This is a genomic window from Streptomyces sp. TAA204 (genome assembly GCF_000424965.1).
In genome coordinates this window covers 609,216-629,279 of record NZ_AUKW01000002.1, presented here as the reverse complement: position 1 = coordinate 629,279, position 20,064 = coordinate 609,216, and the positions used below count along the sequence as shown (strand labels likewise).

Annotated in this window: 17 protein-coding genes; 11 read left to right on the top strand and 6 right to left on the bottom strand. The window is 71.8% G+C overall.

Annotation, left to right across the window (positions count from 1 at the left end; translation table 11 throughout):
- Nucleotides 1–15 precede the first annotated feature (15 nt).
- The 6 genes from H343_RS0105540 to H343_RS0105515 all read left to right on the top strand — a co-directional run bounded on the left by H343_RS0105540 (nt 16) and on the right by H343_RS0105515 (nt 7,310).
- Nucleotides 16–1,143, top strand: coding sequence for a YihY/virulence factor BrkB family protein (locus tag H343_RS0105540; protein ID WP_078505025.1), 1,128 nt, complete (start codon nt 16–18; stop codon nt 1,141–1,143).
- A 367-nt stretch (nt 1,144–1,510) separates the two neighbouring features.
- A complete protein-coding gene (gene rsgA / locus H343_RS29015) occupies nt 1,511–2,668 on the top strand; it encodes a ribosome small subunit-dependent GTPase A (protein WP_037902368.1) in 1,158 nt (385 codons plus the stop codon).
- Nucleotides 2,669–2,853: 185 nt separating this feature from the next.
- A complete protein-coding gene (locus H343_RS0105530) occupies nt 2,854–3,456 on the top strand; it encodes an AAA family ATPase (protein ID WP_028430333.1) in 603 nt (200 codons plus the stop codon).
- 61 nt (nt 3,457–3,517) lie between these two features.
- The gene (locus tag H343_RS0105525) at nt 3,518–4,048 is read left to right on the top strand and encodes a hypothetical protein (protein WP_486586798.1); all 531 of its coding nucleotides are present in this window, start codon (nt 3,518–3,520) and stop codon (nt 4,046–4,048) included.
- A 212-nt stretch (nt 4,049–4,260) separates the two neighbouring features.
- A complete protein-coding gene (locus H343_RS29010) occupies nt 4,261–5,550 on the top strand; it encodes an MFS transporter (RefSeq protein ID WP_078505024.1) in 1,290 nt (429 codons plus the stop codon).
- A 194-nt stretch (nt 5,551–5,744) separates the two neighbouring features.
- Nucleotides 5,745–7,310: an AlkA N-terminal domain-containing protein gene (locus tag H343_RS0105515; RefSeq protein WP_028430331.1), complete on the top strand. Its 1,566-nt coding sequence runs from the start codon at nt 5,745–5,747 to the stop codon at nt 7,308–7,310.
- A gap of 114 nt (nt 7,311–7,424) precedes the next feature.
- Here the strand turns inward: H343_RS0105515 and H343_RS0105510 are convergent, their stop codons facing one another.
- Nucleotides 7,425–7,817, bottom strand: a complete 393-nt coding sequence (locus H343_RS0105510) for a PPOX class F420-dependent oxidoreductase (protein WP_028430330.1) — start codon at nt 7,815–7,817, stop codon at nt 7,425–7,427.
- Nucleotides 7,818–7,984: 167 nt separating this feature from the next.
- On the opposite strand from H343_RS0105510, the gene H343_RS0105505 reads away from it, so the two are divergent.
- Nucleotides 7,985–9,910 carry a protein phosphatase 2C domain-containing protein gene (locus H343_RS0105505; protein ID WP_037902613.1) on the top strand — a complete coding sequence of 642 codons (1,926 nt, stop codon included), beginning with the start codon at nt 7,985–7,987 and terminating at the stop codon, nt 9,908–9,910.
- Between the two features lie 247 nt (nt 9,911–10,157).
- On the opposite strand, the gene H343_RS0105500 is transcribed toward H343_RS0105505, so the two are convergent.
- Nucleotides 10,158–11,291 (bottom strand): DUF2637 domain-containing protein, encoded by a 1,134-nt coding sequence (locus H343_RS0105500; protein ID WP_028430328.1) that lies wholly within the window; start codon nt 11,289–11,291, stop codon nt 10,158–10,160.
- Nucleotides 11,292–11,473: 182 nt separating this feature from the next.
- Nucleotides 11,474–12,334, bottom strand: coding sequence for a (2Fe-2S)-binding protein (locus H343_RS0105495; RefSeq protein WP_028430327.1), 861 nt, complete (start codon nt 12,332–12,334; stop codon nt 11,474–11,476).
- A 379-nt stretch (nt 12,335–12,713) separates the two neighbouring features.
- On the opposite strand from H343_RS0105495, the gene H343_RS29005 reads away from it, so the two are divergent.
- Nucleotides 12,714–13,463 carry a GntR family transcriptional regulator gene (locus H343_RS29005; RefSeq protein ID WP_078505023.1) on the top strand — a complete coding sequence of 250 codons (750 nt, stop codon included), beginning with the start codon at nt 12,714–12,716 and terminating at the stop codon, nt 13,461–13,463.
- A gap of 124 nt (nt 13,464–13,587) precedes the next feature.
- Here H343_RS29005 and H343_RS0105485 read toward each other — a convergent pair whose 3' ends face one another.
- From H343_RS0105485 to H343_RS35215, 3 genes are all read right to left on the bottom strand, one after another.
- Nucleotides 13,588–14,418 (bottom strand): hypothetical protein, encoded by an 831-nt coding sequence (locus tag H343_RS0105485; protein ID WP_486586793.1) that lies wholly within the window; start codon nt 14,416–14,418, stop codon nt 13,588–13,590.
- Between the two features lie 223 nt (nt 14,419–14,641).
- On the bottom strand, nt 14,642–15,220 hold the full coding sequence (locus tag H343_RS0105480) for an HhH-GPD-type base excision DNA repair protein (RefSeq protein WP_028430325.1): 579 nt from the start codon (nt 15,218–15,220) through the stop codon (nt 14,642–14,644).
- Nucleotides 15,221–15,355: 135 nt separating this feature from the next.
- A complete protein-coding gene (locus H343_RS35215) occupies nt 15,356–16,645 on the bottom strand; it encodes a competence protein CoiA family protein (RefSeq protein WP_051264597.1) in 1,290 nt (429 codons plus the stop codon).
- Between the two features lie 491 nt (nt 16,646–17,136).
- Between H343_RS35215 and H343_RS0105470 the strand changes: the two genes are divergently transcribed.
- From H343_RS0105470 to H343_RS0105460, 3 genes are all read left to right on the top strand, one after another.
- The gene (locus H343_RS0105470) at nt 17,137–18,132 is read left to right on the top strand and encodes a hypothetical protein (protein WP_028430323.1); all 996 of its coding nucleotides are present in this window, start codon (nt 17,137–17,139) and stop codon (nt 18,130–18,132) included.
- A 472-nt stretch (nt 18,133–18,604) separates the two neighbouring features.
- Nucleotides 18,605–18,931 (top strand): CU044_2847 family protein, encoded by a 327-nt coding sequence (locus H343_RS0105465; RefSeq protein WP_037902361.1) that lies wholly within the window; start codon nt 18,605–18,607, stop codon nt 18,929–18,931.
- On the top strand, nt 18,928–19,755 hold the full coding sequence (locus H343_RS0105460; protein WP_028430321.1) for a S1 family peptidase: 828 nt from the start codon (nt 18,928–18,930) through the stop codon (nt 19,753–19,755). The genes H343_RS0105465 and H343_RS0105460 overlap by 4 nt, the downstream gene beginning before the upstream one ends.
- Nucleotides 19,756–20,064 lie beyond the last annotated feature (309 nt).

Here is a 20,064-nt window from a genome sequence, read left to right as displayed (position 1 = left end):
AGATACGTTAAGGAGGTGCAGCCAGCCGATGAAACCCCACCTCGCCGCAGCGGACGGTTCCGCCGGGCACGCGTCGTCTACCGCAACGTCCCCAAACGCAAGATGGCGTGGCTGCTGCTGAAGGACACCGTCAACTCCTGCATCGAGTACCGGGTGCTCGGCCTCGCGGCGGAGGCGGCGTTCTTCACCCTGATCTCGATCCCGCCGCTGCTGCTGGGCCTCATCGGTCTGCTCGGCTATCTGGACGCCTGGATCGGCACCGACACCATCGACTCGATCCGCACCAACTTCCTGACCGCCTCCTCCGCCGTGCTCTCCGACCGGGGCGTCGACCAGCTCGCCCGCCCCCTCATCGACGACGTCATCCGGGGAGGCCGTCCCGACGTGATCTCGCTCGGCTTCGCCATCGCCCTGTGGTCGGGGTCGCGTGCCGTCAACGTCTTCATCGACACCATCACCGTGATGTACGGGCTGGACGGGCAGCGCGGCATCGTCAAGACGCGGCTGCTGGCCTTCCTGCTCTACCTCGTCGCACTGGTCATCGGCGCGGTCGTGCTCCCGCTGATGGTCGCCGGGCCCGAGGCTGTGCTGCGGCTCGTGCCGCAGGCGGAGTGGCTGGTGACGGTCTTCTACTGGCCGGTGGTGCTGCTGCTGTCCGTCGCCTTCCTCACCACGCTCTACCACGTGTCCGTTCCCGTGCGTTCGCCGTGGCGCGAGGACATCCCGGGCGCGCTCGTCGCCCTGGTGATGTGGGTGCTGGGCAGCGCGCTGCTGCGTCTCTACATCACCAGCACCGTCGAGGGGCCCACCCTCTACGGCTCGCTCGCGGCCCCCGTCGCCGTGCTGCTGTGGATCGGCGTCTCGGCCTTCGCCGTGCTGATCGGCGCGGCCGTGAACGCGGCCATCGACCATGTGTGGCCGTCCGTCGCGACCGCCGCGGCCCGCCGTATGAACGAGCGGGCGCGCGAGGAGGCCGCCGCGGAGGTCGTCGCGGCGGCAGCCGCCCGCCGGGCGATGCGGAGCGCCGAGAGCACGGGTGCGGAGGACGGGGAGAACCCGCCGGCGGAATTCCCCGAGCGCTGGACGAAGTTCCTGCCGCACGCGGACGTACGGGCGCGGCTGCGCGCGCGGCGCGACCGCTGAAGCCGCTACCTCGGACCGCCGGCTGCACCCCGCCGGCTGCACCCCGACGGCCGCGGACCGGGAGCGCGGGAGGTGCGGGGAGAACGCGCGGCACGGGAGGGGCCCAAGAGGCCCGGGGAAAACCCGTGGCGTCAACCGTCGCCGCGGGCTAGTGTCCCCGGCAGTGAGGAGGGCCCGTCGAGGGCCGTCCCGGAAGCCGAGCAGACGCGGGAGGTGAAGACCGATGGCCGTCGCCGTGGCGGGCGCTGCCCGTACCCCGAAGCCCGATCTCTTCACCACCGTGGTCCCCCGCTGACCCGCACCGCGACACCGACGACACGTCCGGGCGGGCGTTGCCGGGGCCACCCTTCAGCGAAGGGTCACACCCTTGAACTCCTCGGCCTCACAGCCGCGTTCCACGCGTTCTCCCGCTTCTTCCGTTTCTTCCGGCGCCCCCTCCTCGCATCCGCTCGCCCGCTACGGCTGGAACGCGGACATCGCCGCGGCCTTCGAGCCCTACGAGGCCGAGGGCCTGGTCCCCGCCCGTATCGCACGTGTCGACCGTGGCCGGTGCGAGGCGGTCACGGCCGAGGGCACGGTACGGGCCGGCATCGCACCGGTCGCCGACCCCGACCCCACGCGCACCGTCTGCACGGGTGACTGGGCGGCGCTGAGAGGCACGGGCGGCCCGCCGGAGGTAGGGGCTCTCCTGCCGCGCCGCACCGCCTTCCTGCGTTCCACCGCCACCACACGCTCCGAGGGACAGGTGCTGGCCGCCAACGTCGATCACGCGCTGATCGCGGTGCCCCTCGCCGTCGAGCTGGACCTCGCACGCGTCGAACGCTTCGTCGCGCTGGCCTGGACGAGCGGCGCACAGCCCCTGCTCGTCCTCACCAAGGCGGACCTGGTCGACGGCCAGGACACCCTCGCCCAACTCGCCGCAGACATCGAGGCGTCCGCCCCGGGCGTGACCGTGCTGACGGTCAGCGCCGCGACCGGCGACGGGCTCGAGGTGCTCTCCGCCGTCATCGGCGGCGGCACCTGCGTGCTGCTGGGCTCCTCGGGCGCCGGCAAGTCCACGCTCGCCAACGCGCTGCTGGGGGAGACGGTGCAGGACGTGCGCACCACCCGCGACAGCGACGGCAAGGGCCGGCACACCACGACCACCCGCGACCTGCTGCCGCTGCCCGGGGCGTCCGGCGGTGTCCTCATCGACACCCCCGGACTGCGCGGCGTCGGCCTCTGGGACGCACAGGACGGTGTCAGCCGCACCTTCGCCGAGATCGAAGCCCTGGCAGGGCGGTGCCGCTTCCACGACTGCCGGCACGAGGCCGAACCGGACTGCGCGGTGCTCTCCGCCGTCGAGGACGGGACGCTGCCGCACCGCCGCCTGGAGAGCTGCCGCAAGCTGCTGCGCGAGAACGCCCGCCTCGCCGCCCGTTCGGACGCACGGCTGCGGGCAGAGAGGAAGCAGCACTTCAAGCAGATGTCAGCGCTGGGCCGTCACATGGCGGAGCGCAAGCGCGGCGGGAGGAACCAACCCTGACGCACGGCGCATGGCGCACGGCGGCACGGCGCTCGCCGACGGACAGGGACGGCCGACAGACCGGCCGGCGGACCGGCGGCCGTGCGGCCGTGCGCCGTGCGGGCCGGGGTGTGCGCCGGGGTGGCCTGAAGCGGACGTGACGAGAGAGAGGGTACGGAGGGAAGGCGGTTGCTACCGTCCTCTCCATGCTCCTGTGGATCAACGGGCCCTTCGGCGGCGGCAAGACGCACGTCAGCCACGAACTGCACCGCCGCCTGCCCGGCAGCGTCGTCTCCGACCCGGAGCATCTGGGCGCGGGAATGCACCGGATGCTGCCCCCGCACGCCAAGTCCGACTACCAGGACTACCGGGCGTGGCGGAACGGCATCGTCGAGGTGCTGGACAGCCTGCTGCACCGGCACCACGACGGCCCCGTCATCGTGCCGATGACGCTCGTCGAGCCCGCTTACTTCGACGAGACGGTCGGCGCCCTGCGCGCCGAGGGCCATCAGGTGCACCATGTCTCGCTGCTCGCCTCACGGGAGACCGTGCTGCGGCGGCTGCACGGCCGTGCGCTGCCCGGACTGCGCTGGGAGAAGTGGGCGGCCGAGCGGGTCGACCGGTGCCTCCAGGCCCTGCGGCAGCCGGAGTTCGCCGAGCACGTGCACACCGACGAGCTGACCGTGCCGCAGGTGACGGAGACCGTCGCCCGGTCGGCGGGGCTCGAACTCCGGCCCGACACGTACGGGCCGTTGCGGCGCCGGCTGCGCCGCGCCCGCGTCACGCTCGACCACATGCGCCTCCGCTGACGGGCCGGTGCCGGTGACCGCGTTCGGGCCCCGCCAGTTCCAGTTCGTCCTGCTGCGCAGGATGGCCGACTTCCAGCAGGGCCTCGTGGAGGAGGCGCTCACCGAACTGCACGCCGGGCGCGCGGAGATGAGAGAGGCGAACCGGCGGTGGCAGGCCATGCTGCGCTCGTCCCGCTCCCGCGGCGCGATCGGCCGCTACCGCTCCGTCCTCGGGCCGCCCGAGCAGACCGTACGGCGGCCGGCAGGCGACCTCGACTGCGAGGCGCTGACCTGGCCGGTGCCGCTCTGGCCGGACCTGCGCTTCGAGGTGGTGAGCGTACCGGGCGGCGGGGTGGTGACCGAGTGGCTGGTACGGGCGCCCGGCGCCCCGCCGGCCTCGCTGCGTACGGTCGAGGACCTCACGCCCTGGTCCTGCACCGTCGACGAGGTGGCGCGCGCCTTCGCCCCGGCACGGCCCATGGAGGGCTCGGCGCCGAGCCGCTGGCGTCTGGGCTTCACAGCGCCGGACGAGGGCGGGAGACGGCACCGGGTGATCGCGGAGTTCAGCTGGGGCCTGCTGCAGAGGCTTCCCGAAGTACGGCCGCTTCCGTGACGGGCGCCCGCCGTCGGCGGCCCTCTTCGTCCTCCGTGAACGTCTTCCGCCACGGTCGTCCGCGAAGCACCCGCCGCGCAGGGCCGGGACCGGCGCGGAGAAACCCCTCCCGGCGAGGGCTCCCGCTGCCGTACGCTGAACGCATGACCTGGCGACATTGATTCTCGGCCGAAGCATCACCGACACCCGCGGCGACAGCAGGACCGGCCGCGGTGGCCCGGCTCGTCCGCAGGCTCTACGCGTACACGTTCTTCGAAGACCTGATCCTGCTGTATCCGGTCTACGCGCTGCTCTTCGCCGGGAACGGCCTGTCCGCGGCCGAGATCTCCTCGCTCTTCATCATCTGGTCGTGCGTCACCTTCGTGCTCGAAGTGCCCTCCGGGCTGTGGGCCGACCTGTTCTCACGCCGCAAGCTGCTGGCGCTCGCTCCGCTGCTGACCGCCGCGGGCTTCGCGGTGTGGACCTGGCTGCCGTCCTATCCGGCGTTCGCCGCGGGCTTCGTGCTGTGGGGGGCAGGAAGTTCACTCGTCTCGGGCACGCTCCAGGCACTGGTCTACGAGGAGCTGGCCCGGTCGGACGCGGCGCACACCTACGCCCGGAGAATGGGCCGCTCCCAGGCGCTGGGCACGACAGCGATGATGATCGCGACCGCGCTGGCGGGCCCCGTACTGGGTGCGGGCGGCTACGAGGCGGTGGGAGCGGCCAGCGTCGTGGTCTGCCTGCTGGGCGCCCTGGTCGGCTGGTCCTTTCCGGAGTCGCGCGGGACGGGCGCAGCGGGTGGCGCGGACGGTGCGACGGGTACGAACGGTATGGCCGGCGCGGACAGTTCGCACCCGGAGGACGACCCCGGGGCCGGCGGGGAAGGCGGGGAGGACGGCGACGGCGGGGAGGACGGGGGTTTCCTGACAGTCCTGCGTGCCGGCTTCGGTGAACTGCGGGCCTCGCGGGCCGCCCTCCGTGCCGTACTGCTGTCGTCGGCCGTGACCGGCGTGATGATGATCGACGAGTATGTGCCGTTGCTCGTGCAGTCCATGAGCGTCAGCGAGGCGACGGTGCCGCTGCTGATCCTGATCGTCACCGTGGGTGTGGCTGTCGGCGGCTGGTGCGCCGGGCGTGGATCGCCGCGTCTGCTCGGTCCGGCGCTCGCCGTTGCCGCGGCGGCACTGGCGGTGGGCGCCGTGACCGGACCCGCGGGCACACCGCTGCTCGCGCTCGCCTTCGGCATCTTCCAGTGGGCGACGGTCACATGTGACGCGCTGTTGCAGGACCGCGTCACCGACCGTGCGCGTGCCACCGTCAGCTCCATGGCGGGCTTCGGCGCGGAGGTGTTCTCGGTGCTGCTCGCCGCCGGCTACGCGCTGGGGTCGGCCTGGTGGACGCACGGCACGCTTTTCGTGCTCGCCGCTCTCCCCTACTCGCTGATCGCGCTCGTACTGCTGCGGTACGTGCGGCGGAAACCCGCACGCGAGAGCGGGAGGGATGCCGGAGATGACGAAAGCTGACGGCTGGCGGCTGCGCCGGAGCCGCGGCGCGCCGCCCGGCACGGCACGGACGGCACGGCACGGACGGCACGCACGGCCGCGACGGCCGGGACGGCCGGGACAGGCCGGCGCTCCGGAAGGCGCGGGAAGCGCCCGACGGCCATGTCCGATTCCCGCGAGTGATCCCGCCGCGACGGGCGCACACTGAGGGCGTGATGACAGACGACAGCAGGTACGAGGCGGTGCGGAGCCGGGACGCCCGTTTCGACGGGGTGTTCTTCCTCTCCGTACGCACCACCGGCATCTACTGCCGTCCGAGCTGCCCGGCGGTCACCCCGAAGCGGGAGAACGTCCGTTACCACCCCTCGGCAGCGGCGGCGCAGCGCGCGGGCTTCCGCGCCTGCCGCCGCTGCCGTCCCGACGCGGTACCGGGGTCGGCCGAGTGGAATCTGCGGGCGGACCTCGTGGGCCGCGCGATGCGGCTGATCGGGGACGGTCTGGTCGACCGGGAGGGCGTCGCGGGTCTCGCCGGCTCTCTCGGCTACAGCGCACGGCAGGTGCAGCGCCAGCTCACGGCCGAACTGGGAGCGGGGCCAGTGGCACTGGCCCGTGCGCAGCGTGCGCACACGGCGCGTGTGCTGCTCCGGACGACGTCACTGACCGTCACGGAGATCGCGTTCGCGTCCGGGTTCGCGAGCGTGCGGCAGTTCAACGACACGATCCGGGAGATCTACGCACGCACTCCGAGCGCCCTGCGCGAGGCGTCCGACCGGGGCGGACGAGACGGGCGCGGCAACGGCGGGCGCGGGGAGGGCGGACCGCGTGCAGCGCAAGCCGGAGCGGACGGCGAGCGGCCAGCTCCGGCCTCCACCGGTGTTCCGCTGCGGCTGGCACACCGGGGTCCGTACGCGGCGCGGGAGGTCTTCGACTTCCTGCAGCGGCGCGCGGTGCGGGGGGTAGAGGAGACGCTCGGTGCCCCCGGAGCCCGCAGATACCGGCGCACGCTGCGGCTGCCCCACGGCACTGGCATCGCCGAGGTCGACGAGCCCGCCGGACGTTCGCGTCCCGGCGGTTCCGGCGGCGGCTGGCTGGAATGCCGGCTGCATCTGACGGACCTGCGCGACCTGACGACCGCCGTGCAGCGCGTACGGAGGCTCTTCGACCTCGACGCCGACCCGTACGCGGTCGCAGAACGGCTCGGCGCCGACGCCATGCTCGGTCCGCTCGTCGCCGCCCGCCCCGGCCTGCGCTCGCCGGGGAGCACCGACCCGCACGAACTCGCCGTACGTGCCGTGCTCGGACAGCAGATCACCGTCGCCGCGGCACGCACGCTCGCCGGGAGACTCGTCGCCGCGTACGGCAAACCCCTCCCCGCCCCGGACGGCGCTCTCACCCACCTCTTCCCCGGGGCCGACGCGCTCGCCTCGGCCCCGCTCGGCGAACTCGGCATGCCGGAGCGGCGCCGAGCGACCCTCCGCGCCGTCTCCGCCGCAGTCGCGGACGGCAGCGTCACCCTGCACCCGGGCGCCGACCGGGACGAGACCGAGCGTGCCCTGCTCGCCCTGCCCGGCATCGGGCCGTGGAGCGCGGGCTACATCCGTATGCGGGCACTCGGGGATCCGGACGTCTTCCTCGCCGGGGACGCGGGCGTCAGGCACGGCCTCGCCCTGGGCGGAGGTGACGCCACCGCATCCGGCGCATGGCGGCCGTGGCGCTCCTACGCGCTGCACCACCTGTGGTGCCTCGCCGCCGAAGGGCCCGCCGCCCGGCGGGCGGGCTGAGAGACGGGGCGGCTGAGTGGCGGGGCGGCTGAGAGGCCGGGCGGCCGAGAGGCTGGGCAGCTGAGCCGGGGCGGCTGACAGCGGGGGCCGGGAACGGGCTGGGAGCGCCCAGCCTCAGCTCTCCTCGGTGAGACCCCAGCTGTGCACCCAGCGCGGGTGCACGCGGATCATCTCCTCGCTCATCCCGGGCGCGAGTTCCGGCGGCCCCGTCAGCAGCTCCGCCTCCCCGCGTACTTCCACACCGCGCACCTTCCACGGGTGCACGCTGACGATGTCGTCGACGACGAGCGAGAGCCGCGGGTTCGCCAGCAGGTTGCGCCAACGCTTCGTCTCCGCGAGTGCGAGGCCTCCGGAGAGGATCGTTCCGTCCTCCTGGAGGTAGAAGCCGACAGGGTTGACCTGGGGCTGTCCTGAGGGGTCCACGGTCGCCATGCGGCACAGCCGCTGGGACGTGAGGTAGGCGCGTTCGGTCTCGTCGAGGGCTCGATGACGGGTCTCGGTGCTCATGCCGGAAGGCTCACACGCACGGCCGGCCACCGCATCGGGCAGAGGTCCGAGGGGGAGTGGGACCCGCGCCGGAGGGCAGGGGGCGTACGGGAGGCAGGAGCGCGCGGACGGCCACCGGGTTGGGCCGGGAGTCATTGCCCGCCTCATGTGCGGGCAACAATATGTGCATGAGTCAGCAGGGCAGGCCCCGTGGTCCCAAGCGCGGCCAACAGGACGACTGGTGGAGCCAGTTGTACGATCCGGGATCACCGGACACGGGCCGCGGCGGAGAGGGCGACACCCTCGACGACCGCTACGCCTCGGTCCGGCGCACCATGGGCCAGGGGACCGCCCCAGCGGGTCCTGCGGTGCGCAGGTCCGAACCGTCCGGTGAGGGCGAGCGGGCCGAGCGGGAACCCGAGCCGGAGCCGGAGCCGGACCGCGAGCCGGAGCCGGAGCCGGAGCCGGACCCCGAGCCGGAGCCGGAGCCGGAGCCGGACCCCGAGCCCGAGCCGGACCCCGAGCCGGAAACAGGGGCGAAGCCCGCTTCCGGGAGCCTGGGACGTCCGGCCGCAGCCGGAACCGGAGCCGGAACCCGTCTTCCCGAAGACGCCCCCGACCTGGAAACCCTCGCCTTCCAGCCGCCGTCCTTCGAACCCCCCGCATTCGAGCCCCCGGCGTTCGAACCGCCTTCCTTCGAGCCACCCGCCTTCGAACCCCCGTTCGTGGACTCGTCGCTCTTCGACTCGCCCGCCTTCAAGTCCCCGTCCTTCGACTCCCCTGTCCTGGACCCGGCCGAGCCTCCAGCGCCGACGGCGGGGCCCGGTACGCGTGCCGGGGGGACGGAGTCCGTCCCCCCTCCGGACCCTCGTACGACGCCGGAACCGGCCCCCGGGCCGTCAAGCTCGTTCCTGCGCAAGGAAGCCGATCCGGAGCCCGAACCCGTACCGGAGCCCGAACCCGTACCGGAACCCGAACCCGTACCGGAACCGGAACCGGAGCCCGCATCCGTCCCCGAGGCACAGCCCGAACCCGAACCCGAACCCGAACCCGAACCCGACCCCGCATCCGTATCCGACGCCGGGCCCGTGCCGGGCGCTGCGCCCGCGGACGAGGCGCCGCTGCGGCCCTCGCCCTCTCACGTCGGCGAACGGCCCCCGACATACGACGCCGAGCCCGCCACACTCCCCGCCGCCGATCCGGCGGCGCTCTCCGAACTCGTCCCGGACACCGTGCTGGACGGTGCGCACTACGCCGGAGTCACCCTGCGCGCCGCCTCGTTGCGCGGCGACTCGGCACGCCACCGGGGTGCCCTGCGCCGTGACGCGCTGCTGACGGCCCGGTTCGGCTCGGGCGAGTCCGCGCTGCTGCTCGTCGCCGTCGCCGCGGGCGGGCGTGCCGCCACGGGCGGGCACCGGGCGGCCCGGGAGATCTGTCACTCCGTCGGCGGTGCCGTCGGCCGCAGCCACGCCCGCCTCGCCGAGGACATCCGCGCGGACCGGCGGGGCGCCCTCAAGTCGGGGCTGCAGCGGCTCACCGAACGCTGCTACGGCAAGCTGCGCGCGCAGGCTGCCGCTCTCGGCGTCCAGCCGGAGGAGTACACCGCCGATCTGCGGTGCCTTCTGCTCTCGGCCGACCCGCGATGCCGTACCCGCATCTTCTTCGGTGCCGGCGCCGGCGGCCTCTTCCAACTCCGGGACGGTGCCTGGCGGGACATCGAGCCACATCCGACGGCCGGCCGGCGTGGGCCGGGCCCGTCCGGTGCGGAGAGCGGCCACGGTACGGACCCGGGTTCCCCCGATCCGGTGGAACTCGGTGACGCCGCCGCCCTCAGCGTGCCCTCGGGTGCGCCCGTACTTCCGCCGCCCGGTCCTCAGGAGCCGGAGCCGTTCCGGTTCCGCGCCACGGCGGGCCGGCGGGGCGACACCCTTCTGCTGTGCAGTCCGGGACTCGCCGCGCCCCTGCGTGCCGAGCCCGCATTCGCCGGGCAGCTCGCCCGCTCGTGGGCGGAGGGGCCCGAACCACCGGGGCTGGCTGCCTTCTTGGCGGACGTTCAACTGCGTGTACGGGGCTACGCGGACGACCGTACGGCGGTGGCCGTCTGGGAGGAGTGAGCCGCGCGCACGGCGGGGAGAGGCGGCGGGCGGCCTGCGGCCTGGGACGGGGCCCCGCAGGGGAAGCGGACGCGCGGACGTCCGCCCCTACGGCCCCGGCCACCCGCCACCGCCCGCCCCTGCTCTCCGGCCTTGCCGGGCGGGGTTCGGCCGGAGTCCGGCGAGAGGTACGGGCAAGAGGTCCGACCGGAAGGCCGACCCCGACCGGAAGGCCCTCCAGAAGTCCGGTCCACAGCCGGGCCCGACCTCAGCCGAACTGCCGCTCGATCTCGGCGAGTTTCTCCTCCAGCGAGTCCAGCCGCGGGCTCGCCGCGCCCCCGGCGCTCTCGTCCTCGCCGCCGGCTCCCGCCGTGCCGGGGCCGGTTCCCGTGTCCTCGCCCCTGCCGCCCTTGCGGAAGTCGGGGCGGGAGCGCAGCGGCAGGATGCCGTGCCCGCCGCCCCGGTCGTCCACCCCGGCGGACCGCACCGGCGCCGAAGTCACCGCGTGCGGGGCCGGATCGGCGGGCGCGGTCTGCGCGGCCGGAGCCGCGGACGCGATCTCCACCTCCAGCTGCCGGGTACCGCGTCCGCGGCCCCACCGCCGGTGCTGTCTGTTGAGCGCCTTGACCCGGGCCCGCTCCAGTTTCTCCTGCTCGCGGCGGCGGAGACGTTCCTGCTCACGCTGTCGCCGTTCGTCCCGCACCTCCTCCACCGCCTGGTCGAGCGTCCGTACTCCCTCCAGGAGCATCAGCGACCAGGCCCTGAAGGTCTCCCGGGGGGCGCGCAGCCATCGCACGACTCTGATCTGCGGCAGCGGGCGCGGCACCAGGCCCTGTTCGCGCAGGGCGGCCCGCCGCGTCTGCTTGAGCGCACGGTCGAAGAGGACGGCCGCCGAGAGGGACATCCCGGCGAAGAACTCCGGCGCGCCCGCATGGCCCGCACCGCGCGGCGCGTGCACCCAGTTGAACCACGCCGCCGCACCCGCGAAGGCCCACACCAGCAGCCGGGAGCCGAGCGAGGCGTCCCCGTGGCTGGCCTCGCGTACGGCGATGACCGCGGAGAACATCGCGGCTCCGTCCAGTCCGAACGGCACCAGATACTCCCAGCCGCCGGACAGCCGCAGGTTCTGCCGTCCGAAGCCGACCAGACCGTGGAAGGACAGTGCGGCGGCCACCGCCGCACAGCAGAAGAGCAGCAGATAGGCGGCTGTCGCGTAGATGGTCTCCTTGCGTCTGCGCCGCTGCTCCAACTGCTCCCAGGAGTCGGCCGGCTGCCCGCCCTCGTCCCCGGCCTTCCGCTTGCGTCCGCGCCCGCGTGCCAACACCACGACCGCCGCCAGGGCGCCGGCGAGCAGCCCGGCGCTCGCGATCACCCAGCTCACCGGTAGCTCCGTCACTCTCATCGGATGTGCCCCTTGCCGCGCGGCGGAGGGCCGGTGGAACCGGCGGCGCCGTGCTCGCCTCGGATTGCTTCGCTGTCGCCGGGCATCCTGGCGCAGCGAAGGGCGCATCACGGCGAATTCGGCCCAACTGACCGCCAACGGGGGTCAGTAGGCATCGAGCCGGGCGTTGTGGGTCGAACGGCTCAGCGACTGACGGACAGTCGCTCGACACGCTCCGCGTCACACGTACGGGGACACGTCACACAGGTGTCCTCCGGGCGCAGCGTGTAGAAGAGGCAGCAGCTCGCCCGGTCCCGGGTGGAGAGCAACTCACCGCTCCCGCCGATGAGTTCACGGAAGGCGGCGCCTTGTGCGTACGGTGCCGTGCCGCCGGGCAGCAGTTCACCTGCCTCGCGCACGGCGCGCTGCTCCTCGCCGAGAAGGTGGCCCAGGTACCAGAGCCCCTCGGTGATCTCGTCCGTGGCGATGCCCCACAGAGCGCGCCGGCCGCGCCGCAGGCGGCGGCGGAAACCCTCCAGCACGGGTGTGAGGTGTTCGGCGACGGCCGCCCGCACCTCGGCGCGCAGCGCCTCCTCGTCCTGAACGGCCCGGGCGCCCGGGGAGCGCTCGGCCGGGTCACCCGGCAGGCACGCGAACTCCTCGATGCGGACGGACAGTTCAGCCGGGGTGTGCCGCATGGAGACCGCCTCCACGGGCAGGCGGGGCACGCGGCGGTGCAGGAACCAGGGGATCGTGATCAGCAGGCAGACCGGCCAGGCGTAGCGGTGCAGGCCGAAGCTCGCGGTGACGTCGCCGCGCGGCCGTGTCCCGTACGTACGCAGCGCCTGCTCCTCCTCCCGGGCGAGAAAGGCGTCGACGGATTCCCCGCCTTCGGCCAGTCGGGTCGCGCGCACCCATCCGGGGCCGCCGGAAGGGGCTCCGCCGGGCGGCACCTCGTGCACGCCCAGTCCCGGGAACACCTCGGTCAGACGCGTGTACGCCGCCGTGAACGGTGAGGCGGCGGCGGGCCGGGGAGCGGAGGGCGCGACAGCGGGCATGGCCATGGAGAGACCACCAGATCGACGATCAACTGCAGGTAAGCCTTACCTTAGCCGATGCCAGGAGGTTTGATCTCGCGCCCGGTCCCCTTATCGTGCTGAGCGAGACCTGGAGGGGCAGATGGAGCAGACCGGAGCGGATGCACCCGAACGGGCGGGAGCCGCCGCACTCCACCCTCACCTTCCGCCTCAGTCGTCACCCGCCGGGCAGCAGCATCCGGCCAGGGTGGACGAAGACCGGGGGGCGCGGGGGGAGCATGTGCACAGTGAGCCGGCGCCGCCGGTTCGCGCTGTCCGCGCGCCGGGCGGAGCGGCGGTTCCGGCCGCACCGAACCCGGCCGCACCGAACCCTGCGGGCACTGCGGGCACTGCGGGCACTGCGGGTGTGCCGAGCACGGCGCCCGAGGCACCGCACCCGCGGACGACGGCGGGTGCGCGCAAGACGGCGCGAGCCTCCAAGAAGCAGGGCGCACCCAAGCCGCCGAGGCATGCGAAGCGGCCGGCGGACCCCGGGCAGCAGCCCGAGAGGCACTCCGTACGAGCGCAGGTGCTCAGGGCCCTGCGGGAGGCGCTGCTGTCCGGTGAACTCGCCCCGGGCGAGGTCTACTCCGCCCCCGCCCTCGCCGACCGCCTCGGAGTCTCGGCCACGCCCGTCCGCGAGGCCATGCAGCAGCTCGTGTGCGAGGCGGCGGTGGAGACGGTGCCCAACCGCGGTTTCCGCGTCGCCGTGTGCAGCGCCCGCGACCTGGCCGAACTGGCGGAGATACGGGCTCTGCTGGAGATCCCCTCGGTACTGGAGGCGGCGCGCTCGATGCCGCCCGAGTGCTGGGAGAGCCTGCGTCCGTACGCCGACGACGCTCTCGTCGCGGCCACGTCAGGGGACCGGTCCGCCTACGCGGACGCGGACGGCGCCTTCCACGGCGCGCTGCTCGAACTGACGGGCAACCGCCAACTCGTGGCCGTCGCCAAGGACATACACCGCCGGACCCGCCGGCGCCCCGCGCCGGCCCTGCCGTCCACGTCCGCAGCGGAGTTCCTCAAGGACGCCTCCGACCACGTCGTCCTGCTGGACGCGCTGCGCGACCGGGACCTGGCCGCCGTGGAGAGGCTCATGCGCGAGCACGTCGCGCTGTGAGCCCCGAGGGGCGGGGCGGTCACGCACGCACGCACGTACCGCAGGCCGCCCGCGACTCCTCGCCGTACTCCGAACCCCGAACTCCGGACCCCGATCTCTGAACTCGGAACTCCGAACCCCGATTTCACGTCGGGGAGAGCTGATCCGCGAGCCAGGTGGGAACCCCTCCCAGGAGCCGGAAGAGCCGTCCGGCCTCCTCCCGCAGCCGGGTGGCCTCCGGCTCGTCCTCGACGTCCGCGAGCGCGGTCAGCGCGGGAGCCATGCCCACCAGATAGCCCAGCTCCTCACGCAGGCGCAGCGACTCGGTGAACCCGTGCCGTGCCTCCGCGACATCGCCCTCGCGCAGCGCGAGCCCGGCCAGGTGGCGCCAGGTGAAGGAGACCAGGAGCCCGTCGCCGAGCGCCGTGGCCGCGGCGTGCGCACGCCGGTAGGCCGCCAGCGCCGACTGCGGGGTGTCGCTGAGATGTTCGGCGAGCAGTCCCCGCCGGTAGTCCAGCATCGCCCTGCCGCGTGCCGAGGGCGGCAGCAGGGCCGCGGCGCGGCCGAGGGCGGCGCGGGCCTCGTCGGAGCGGTCACGTACGGCCAGCACTGTTGACGCGTAGGCGAGTTGGCCGCGTTCGCAGGCGGCGGCGCCGCGCTCCTCGTCGTTGCGCGCCAGGGCCTCCGCGGCCCGCAGTGCCGCCTCGGCGGCTGCCCACCCCTCACCGGTGAACATGCACTGCTCGACCAGTAGCGCGGCACGCCGCAGCGAGGCCGCCGTGTCGGTGGCCACGTAGGGGTCCAGCAGGGCGGCGGCGTCCTCCCAGCAGCCGCGGGAGCGCAGGCGCCACACCGCGCGGTCCACCGGTGAGGCCGCGCCCACCTCCTCCGAGGGGGCGCCACCGCCGAAGGCCGGGGACGGTTCGCCGCCTCCGGTCTCCGGCCTTGCCGAACCTGACATGGCGGTTTCCGCCACAGTTGTCCTCCAAGCGCACCGTTGAGCTTCGAGCCGGTGTGAGCGCATCCCAGCACGGAGTGCCGAACCGGCCAAGGTTACTGTGAATCAGTTCACAAAGTTTTACTCGACGCCTCCCGGTGCCGGACGGGCGGGGGTGGGGGTGGCGGCGGCGCAACGGCGCAAGTGCCCCGTCAGCCCAGGTGAGAGCGCCTGTGGCCCTCCCCGGGCGCTCCTCGGCGCGCTACGTCTTCCTGTTCGCCCGCTTCGCCTCCTGCTTGAAGGCGCGCACCCGCTCCAGCGACTCGGGCCCCGTGATGTCGGCCGCCGAGCGGTAGGCGTCCGGTTCGCCGTAAGCGCCGGCCGCCTCGCGCCAGCCCTCTGGGGTCACCCCCATCCGCTTGCCGAGCAGCGCCAGGAAGATCTGCGACTTCTGCTTGCCGTAGCCGGGCAGGGAGTTGAGCCGGCCGAGCAGTTCGCCGCCGGTGGCCACGTCCCTCCACACGGCGGCGGCGTCGCCGTCGTAGTGGTCGACGAGGTACTGGCACAGCTGCTGCACCCGCTTGGCCATGGAGCCCGGGTATCGGTGCACGGCGGGCTTCTGCGACAGCAGCGCGGCGAACTCCTCCGGGTCCTGCGCGGCGATGGCGTGCGCGTCCAGGTCGTCGGCGCCCATGCGCCGCGCGATGGTGTAGGGGCCGGTGAACGCCCATTCCATGGGTACCTGCTGGTCCAGCAGCATGCCGGTCATGGCGGCGAGCGGGCTGCGGCTGAGCAGTTCGTCGGCTTCGGGCTGCTGCGCGAGGCGAAGGGTGATGGCCATGCCCCGATGATCGCCTGCTCTTTGCTGCCTCGCACGCCTGGCATCGCGTGCTCACAGTGTATAACTGGTCGATTGCTGTGAGTCAGGTCTGGAAGGTCTGAATGCCTTGTCAGAGGAACTCTGGGGGAGGTCGCTCTACGGTCGTGCGTGCGCTCGACGGCAAGAGGCGCAGGTCATGGGGGCGTTGTACCCGTACCTGTTGATTGGGTTGTAGCACAACATGCAGGGGCCGATCTCCCAGGTTCGGCAGCCCAGCTCTCGTGCAAACGCAGCGCGTTCGCTGTCGTTGAGTTGCAGTTGCGCGGGCTGGGACTGGGTGCACAGTAGGGCAGCGGGGATGGCATCGAAGGTGTGGAGACCGACTGCGGCGTGCCGGTCTCGTTTGCGTTTGATCGGGCTCTGCGGCTTCGTCGGTGCGCCGTAGCGGCAGGAGCCGTCCACCTCATCGCCGGTGAAGACGATCTCGTCGTCCGGCACCTCCTCTTCGCCTTCTGGCTCTTCGTCGTCTTCGTCCCGGATCTGTCGCCACTGTTCGATGTCGCCTGCTGGCGCCCACAGCCGGCTCACGCGGCGGGGGTCGTCGGTGCTCCGCGCTGTCAGGGGGAGGTGCTGGCGCTCGGCGGTGGAGGCGACGAGTTCGTCCAGCAGCGCCGGCGGCTGTGGGGGCAGGCACAGTGCGGGTAGGGACCACATTGCGTGGCCGCGCCCGCACCAGGTGCCCTTGTTGTCGCTGCGTGGGCAGGGGCGAGGGCTGGACCGGGTGCACTTCCACACCTGCAGGCGCCGCACGCCGCCCCTCTCGAGGAGTTGAAGTCGTGGGGAGAGGAGAGCTTTCCACGGCACGTTGTCGACCCGCATCCACGGGGCCCGGTCGATGAGTTCCGATTTCGGGTCCGGAGTCACCCAGAGCGAGGTGATGGTGTTCTCGGCCGCGCGGGTGGTGCGGCGCCGGACCGCGCTGGCGCTGATCGGCGAGTACTGCGCCTCCCAGCCGATCCGGGTGCCGTCCGGTCCGGTGACGAGCACATCATTGACCACTTTGCGCCGTGACGCGCCTGCTTCGACCCGTACGTCGAGTCCGGCCTGGGACGCAGCGCGGGCGATGCGTTCCTTCATTGCCTTGTGCTTGTCACTCTCTTCCGGCGTGGCGAGGTGAGTGATCGGCAGATGCGCGGGCACCAAACGGATCGTCCCGTCGGGAAATCGCTGGCGGCGGATGAACATCCAGGGAGTCTTCCCCGCTTCCGCGCAGCGGCAGTCGCCGTTGTTGAAGTCCGTGAGACACCGCAGCAGAGTGCGCTCCCGTTCCGCGACCGGCCGAAGGATTTCCTCCATCAGCCCCGGTCGCAGCTCGGGGTGCCCAAGGTCGGGCTGCGTCAACTCGACGACGATTCCGTATCCGGTGTGATACACCGCGTTGGCCATACACCTGACAATCCAACTCCAGCGCTGACTGGAGGAGGACCGCAAAGGGGGCGCACCCCGTCACCACGGGGGCGCAGCCTGTTCTGCGCTTCGCCCACTCGATTCACCCCCTCTTGAGTCGTCTTCTTCACGCTGCGATCGCTGGCTTTCGTACGGGGTGACCAGCCCGCCGGCTGTTTCGCGCATCCTTGGCTGTCGCCGACAGGAGTCGAAGTCGGTGCTGCGGAGCCCCGCGCTTGGACTTTGCCCGCCCACCTTGCTGCCTTGGCTGAGACGCAAGTTTGCGTAGGTTCAACTCGGTTCAGCAGACCGTGACACGTCACGGCTTGCTTCCAGTACGGTGGAGGTCGGCACGGAGTTCGGGACGGTACCTGAGCCACCGCCGGTCTTCTTCGAGGCACGGAGCGTCGGATAGCGCCCTCGCCACCGCCTTTCCCAAAGTCACCCGTGACCGCTGAGCCGTCGGCTGCCAGCGGGCCGAAAGGCATTCCATGACGATTTACGCTCAGCACGCGAACCGCGGAAAGACCCAGATCCTCGCAACCTATGAGGGAGCCGTCGGGGTGGTGGCAGCCACGGTTACCAGCCTCAGCGATCCCGCGCTCGCAGCCCCGATTGTGGACGCGCTCAACGGGATCTCCGCGCTCGCCACCGTGCCGGTGAGCGTGCACGATCGCCGAGAGCGGCCCGGGGACTACTACCCGGCGAAACACCTCGCAGCACTCACCGATCGGATCGCACGCGCTGAGCTCCTGAACGGGGCGTACAGCTTTTGGTACGAGTACGTGTGCCTCGAACTCCATCAAGCACTTGCCAACCTGGATGCCGCTCTGGCTGCCGTGCCCGAACCCGTCCGGATCGCGGTGGAAGCGGAACTGGAGACCGAGGCACGCCAGTTGCGAGAGGCACTCGAGGAGTTTTCCGAAGGAACTCCTCTGTCCGAGAACGAAGAGCGGCGCCGCTGGGACTTCGAGGCTCCCTTCGTGACACCTGACGGGAGGATGGAGGTGCTCAGCAGCGATACCCGAGAGCAGTTGGACCGTATCGAACGGGGGCTCACTTCCCAGGAGCGTGAGAGGGCGGTTGCAGACTTGAGGGTGATTGGCAGGGCCTATGCCCAGTGCTCCGATGGGGAGGAGGCTGGGATGCATCACGACTACGGCGAGGGAATCTTCGCCGAACCTTACGATTCGGACGGCCTGTTCGTGTCGATTGATGTGCCGAAACCCGGAGGCGAAGGCAACACCTCCTGGACCGTCGAGGTCGGGCTGTGGGAAGCCGACGACCCGGACGAGGAGGAACCGAGCAGCGCAACTGGTGCCACGATCCGCCGATGCGTTCTTCCCACAGCTCCTGGCGTCGACGAGCTCGCCGCTTTCCTGAACCGGATCGCAGACCAGGACGTGCTGACGAAGTGGGCCGAGACCCCCGTAGGCCAAGCGCTCGACGGAACAGGTTTCGTTGTCACCCACGGCCGCGAGGAGTGAACTGTTCGGCGCAGGTGATGTGCGCTCACGAGGCGACGGCAACCCGCTTCGAACTCTGTGCTTCGGCACCTTGTTGTGTTCCAGCCCATGCCGGACCCGCCCCGCACTGGACGGTGCATCATCAACGTCCGCCTGCTCCGCCGTTGGAGACCGGCATGCATCGCCTGCTGCTGTGGCTGGCCCTCGCGGACATCAAGAATCTCGGCAACATCGGCGACGGCGGCGACCACAAAGACCTTGGGCCAGCAAGCACAACGCAAGACGCTCCCGTATGGACCACACGTCATCCACACTGCCGTCGATGAGGTGTCACGCTGGTCCGCCAGGGTTCTCCCACTCTTGAGAGGATCGCATCCGTACCGAAGGTTTATGGCCCTGAAGGACCTTGAAGGCAGCCGGGACCTTGTGAACCGGCGCTAGGCTTACGGTAGTTGGATCAGGGCGCCTTCAGTTCTGAAGAGGCGATCGGGGGATGTTCGCAGTGACAGCGCCAGAGGTGAGAGTTGAGACGGTCGCGATCGATGCCGCCGGTTCACGCCAGATCGGCAGCAGGACTCGTACCTCTGACTTGCTGACAGAGCGCGCGGCCGAGGTGCAGGAGGCTATCGCCCAGGCGTCGGCGCTCGCCCAGGAGTCGCTCGCGCAAGCGCCTCGGCGGGACGGCTGGAGCATAGCCAGCGCGGAGGTGACCTTCGGGCTCACGCTTGGGGCGGAGGCCGGCGTCATTCTCTCCAAGGCGTCTGCGGAGGCCTCGTTCGAGGTCACCCTCACTGTGGAGCGAACTCCCACAACGCCATGACTGCCAAGGACTATTGGGTCGACCTCTTCCAGGCGGAGCGTCGCCTGGGTGCGGGCTTCCTGCTCACACGGCAGTACGTGCTCACGGCGTCGCACTGCCTGCAGGGGCTGGATCCATTCGGGGACCAGGTGGGCATCAGGCTCGCGGACGGGCGGCAAGTGAGCGGTCGCGTCTGCCAGCAGGCCAAGGACGCCGACCTGGCGCTGATCGAGATCGCGGAGATGCATCGGGTCGGCCACCCCCTGCCCGGCGCCGGCATCGCCTGCACAGGCGACCGGTGGCAGGGCCCGTATCGCCCAGCGCCCGGTGAGGCCCGGCTGAGCGGAACCGTCGACCACGGCCGGACATCTCACAAGTGCGAGGCCGGCGGGCTCATCGAGGCGTTGCAGCTGACCGCCGACCAGCATCTCGGCGACTACTCGGGCTACTCCGGAGGACCTGTCGAGGGCGCTGCTGCCGGACGCGAACCGGTGGTGTTCGGCATCCTTTTGGAACAGGTCCTCGACAGGTGTTCCAGCGACGGCCGGGCTGCCAACGTCCTGATTGCGGCCACCCTGGGCGAAGCTCTGCGCCGCTTCGACCAGTTCGCCGTGGGCCATCTGATCGACGTTCTCCGGCCTCCCTCCGACGCGACCGCGGCTGCATTGCCCGGACACGCGAAAGGGAGGACAACGGAAAACATCGCCAGGGGCGAGGCGCTTCTCGAGGCCTTGCAGCAGTGGTCTGAGCGAGGGCTCATCGACGTGGGGCAGGCCGACGAGTTCCGGATTCGCGCACTTCAGCGGCTGATCGACGGTCAACTGGGAGGAGGCGGCGATGACTGAGTCCGGGTCGCCGAAGGCTGCCGACGGTTTCGAGTCGTGGTCGGAGGTCATCCGCTGCGCTGAGAAGGCCGCCGGCGGTGACGAGGCTGCAAGGGCGCTGCTCGCAGGTCGTGTTCCGCCCTTCGTGGACCGGGAAACCACAGCGTCGGATCCCGCGACGCCAGGGCGAGTCGCTTACTTCGTTCCGCTGCTGGAGGCTGCGGAGCTTCATGATCTCTCCCGCTCCGTCACGAAGGCTCTGACGCGCTGGACGCTGTCGAGCGCCGTCATGCCGGCGGAGCAACGCGCCGCCCTCAGCAGCAAGTTGCT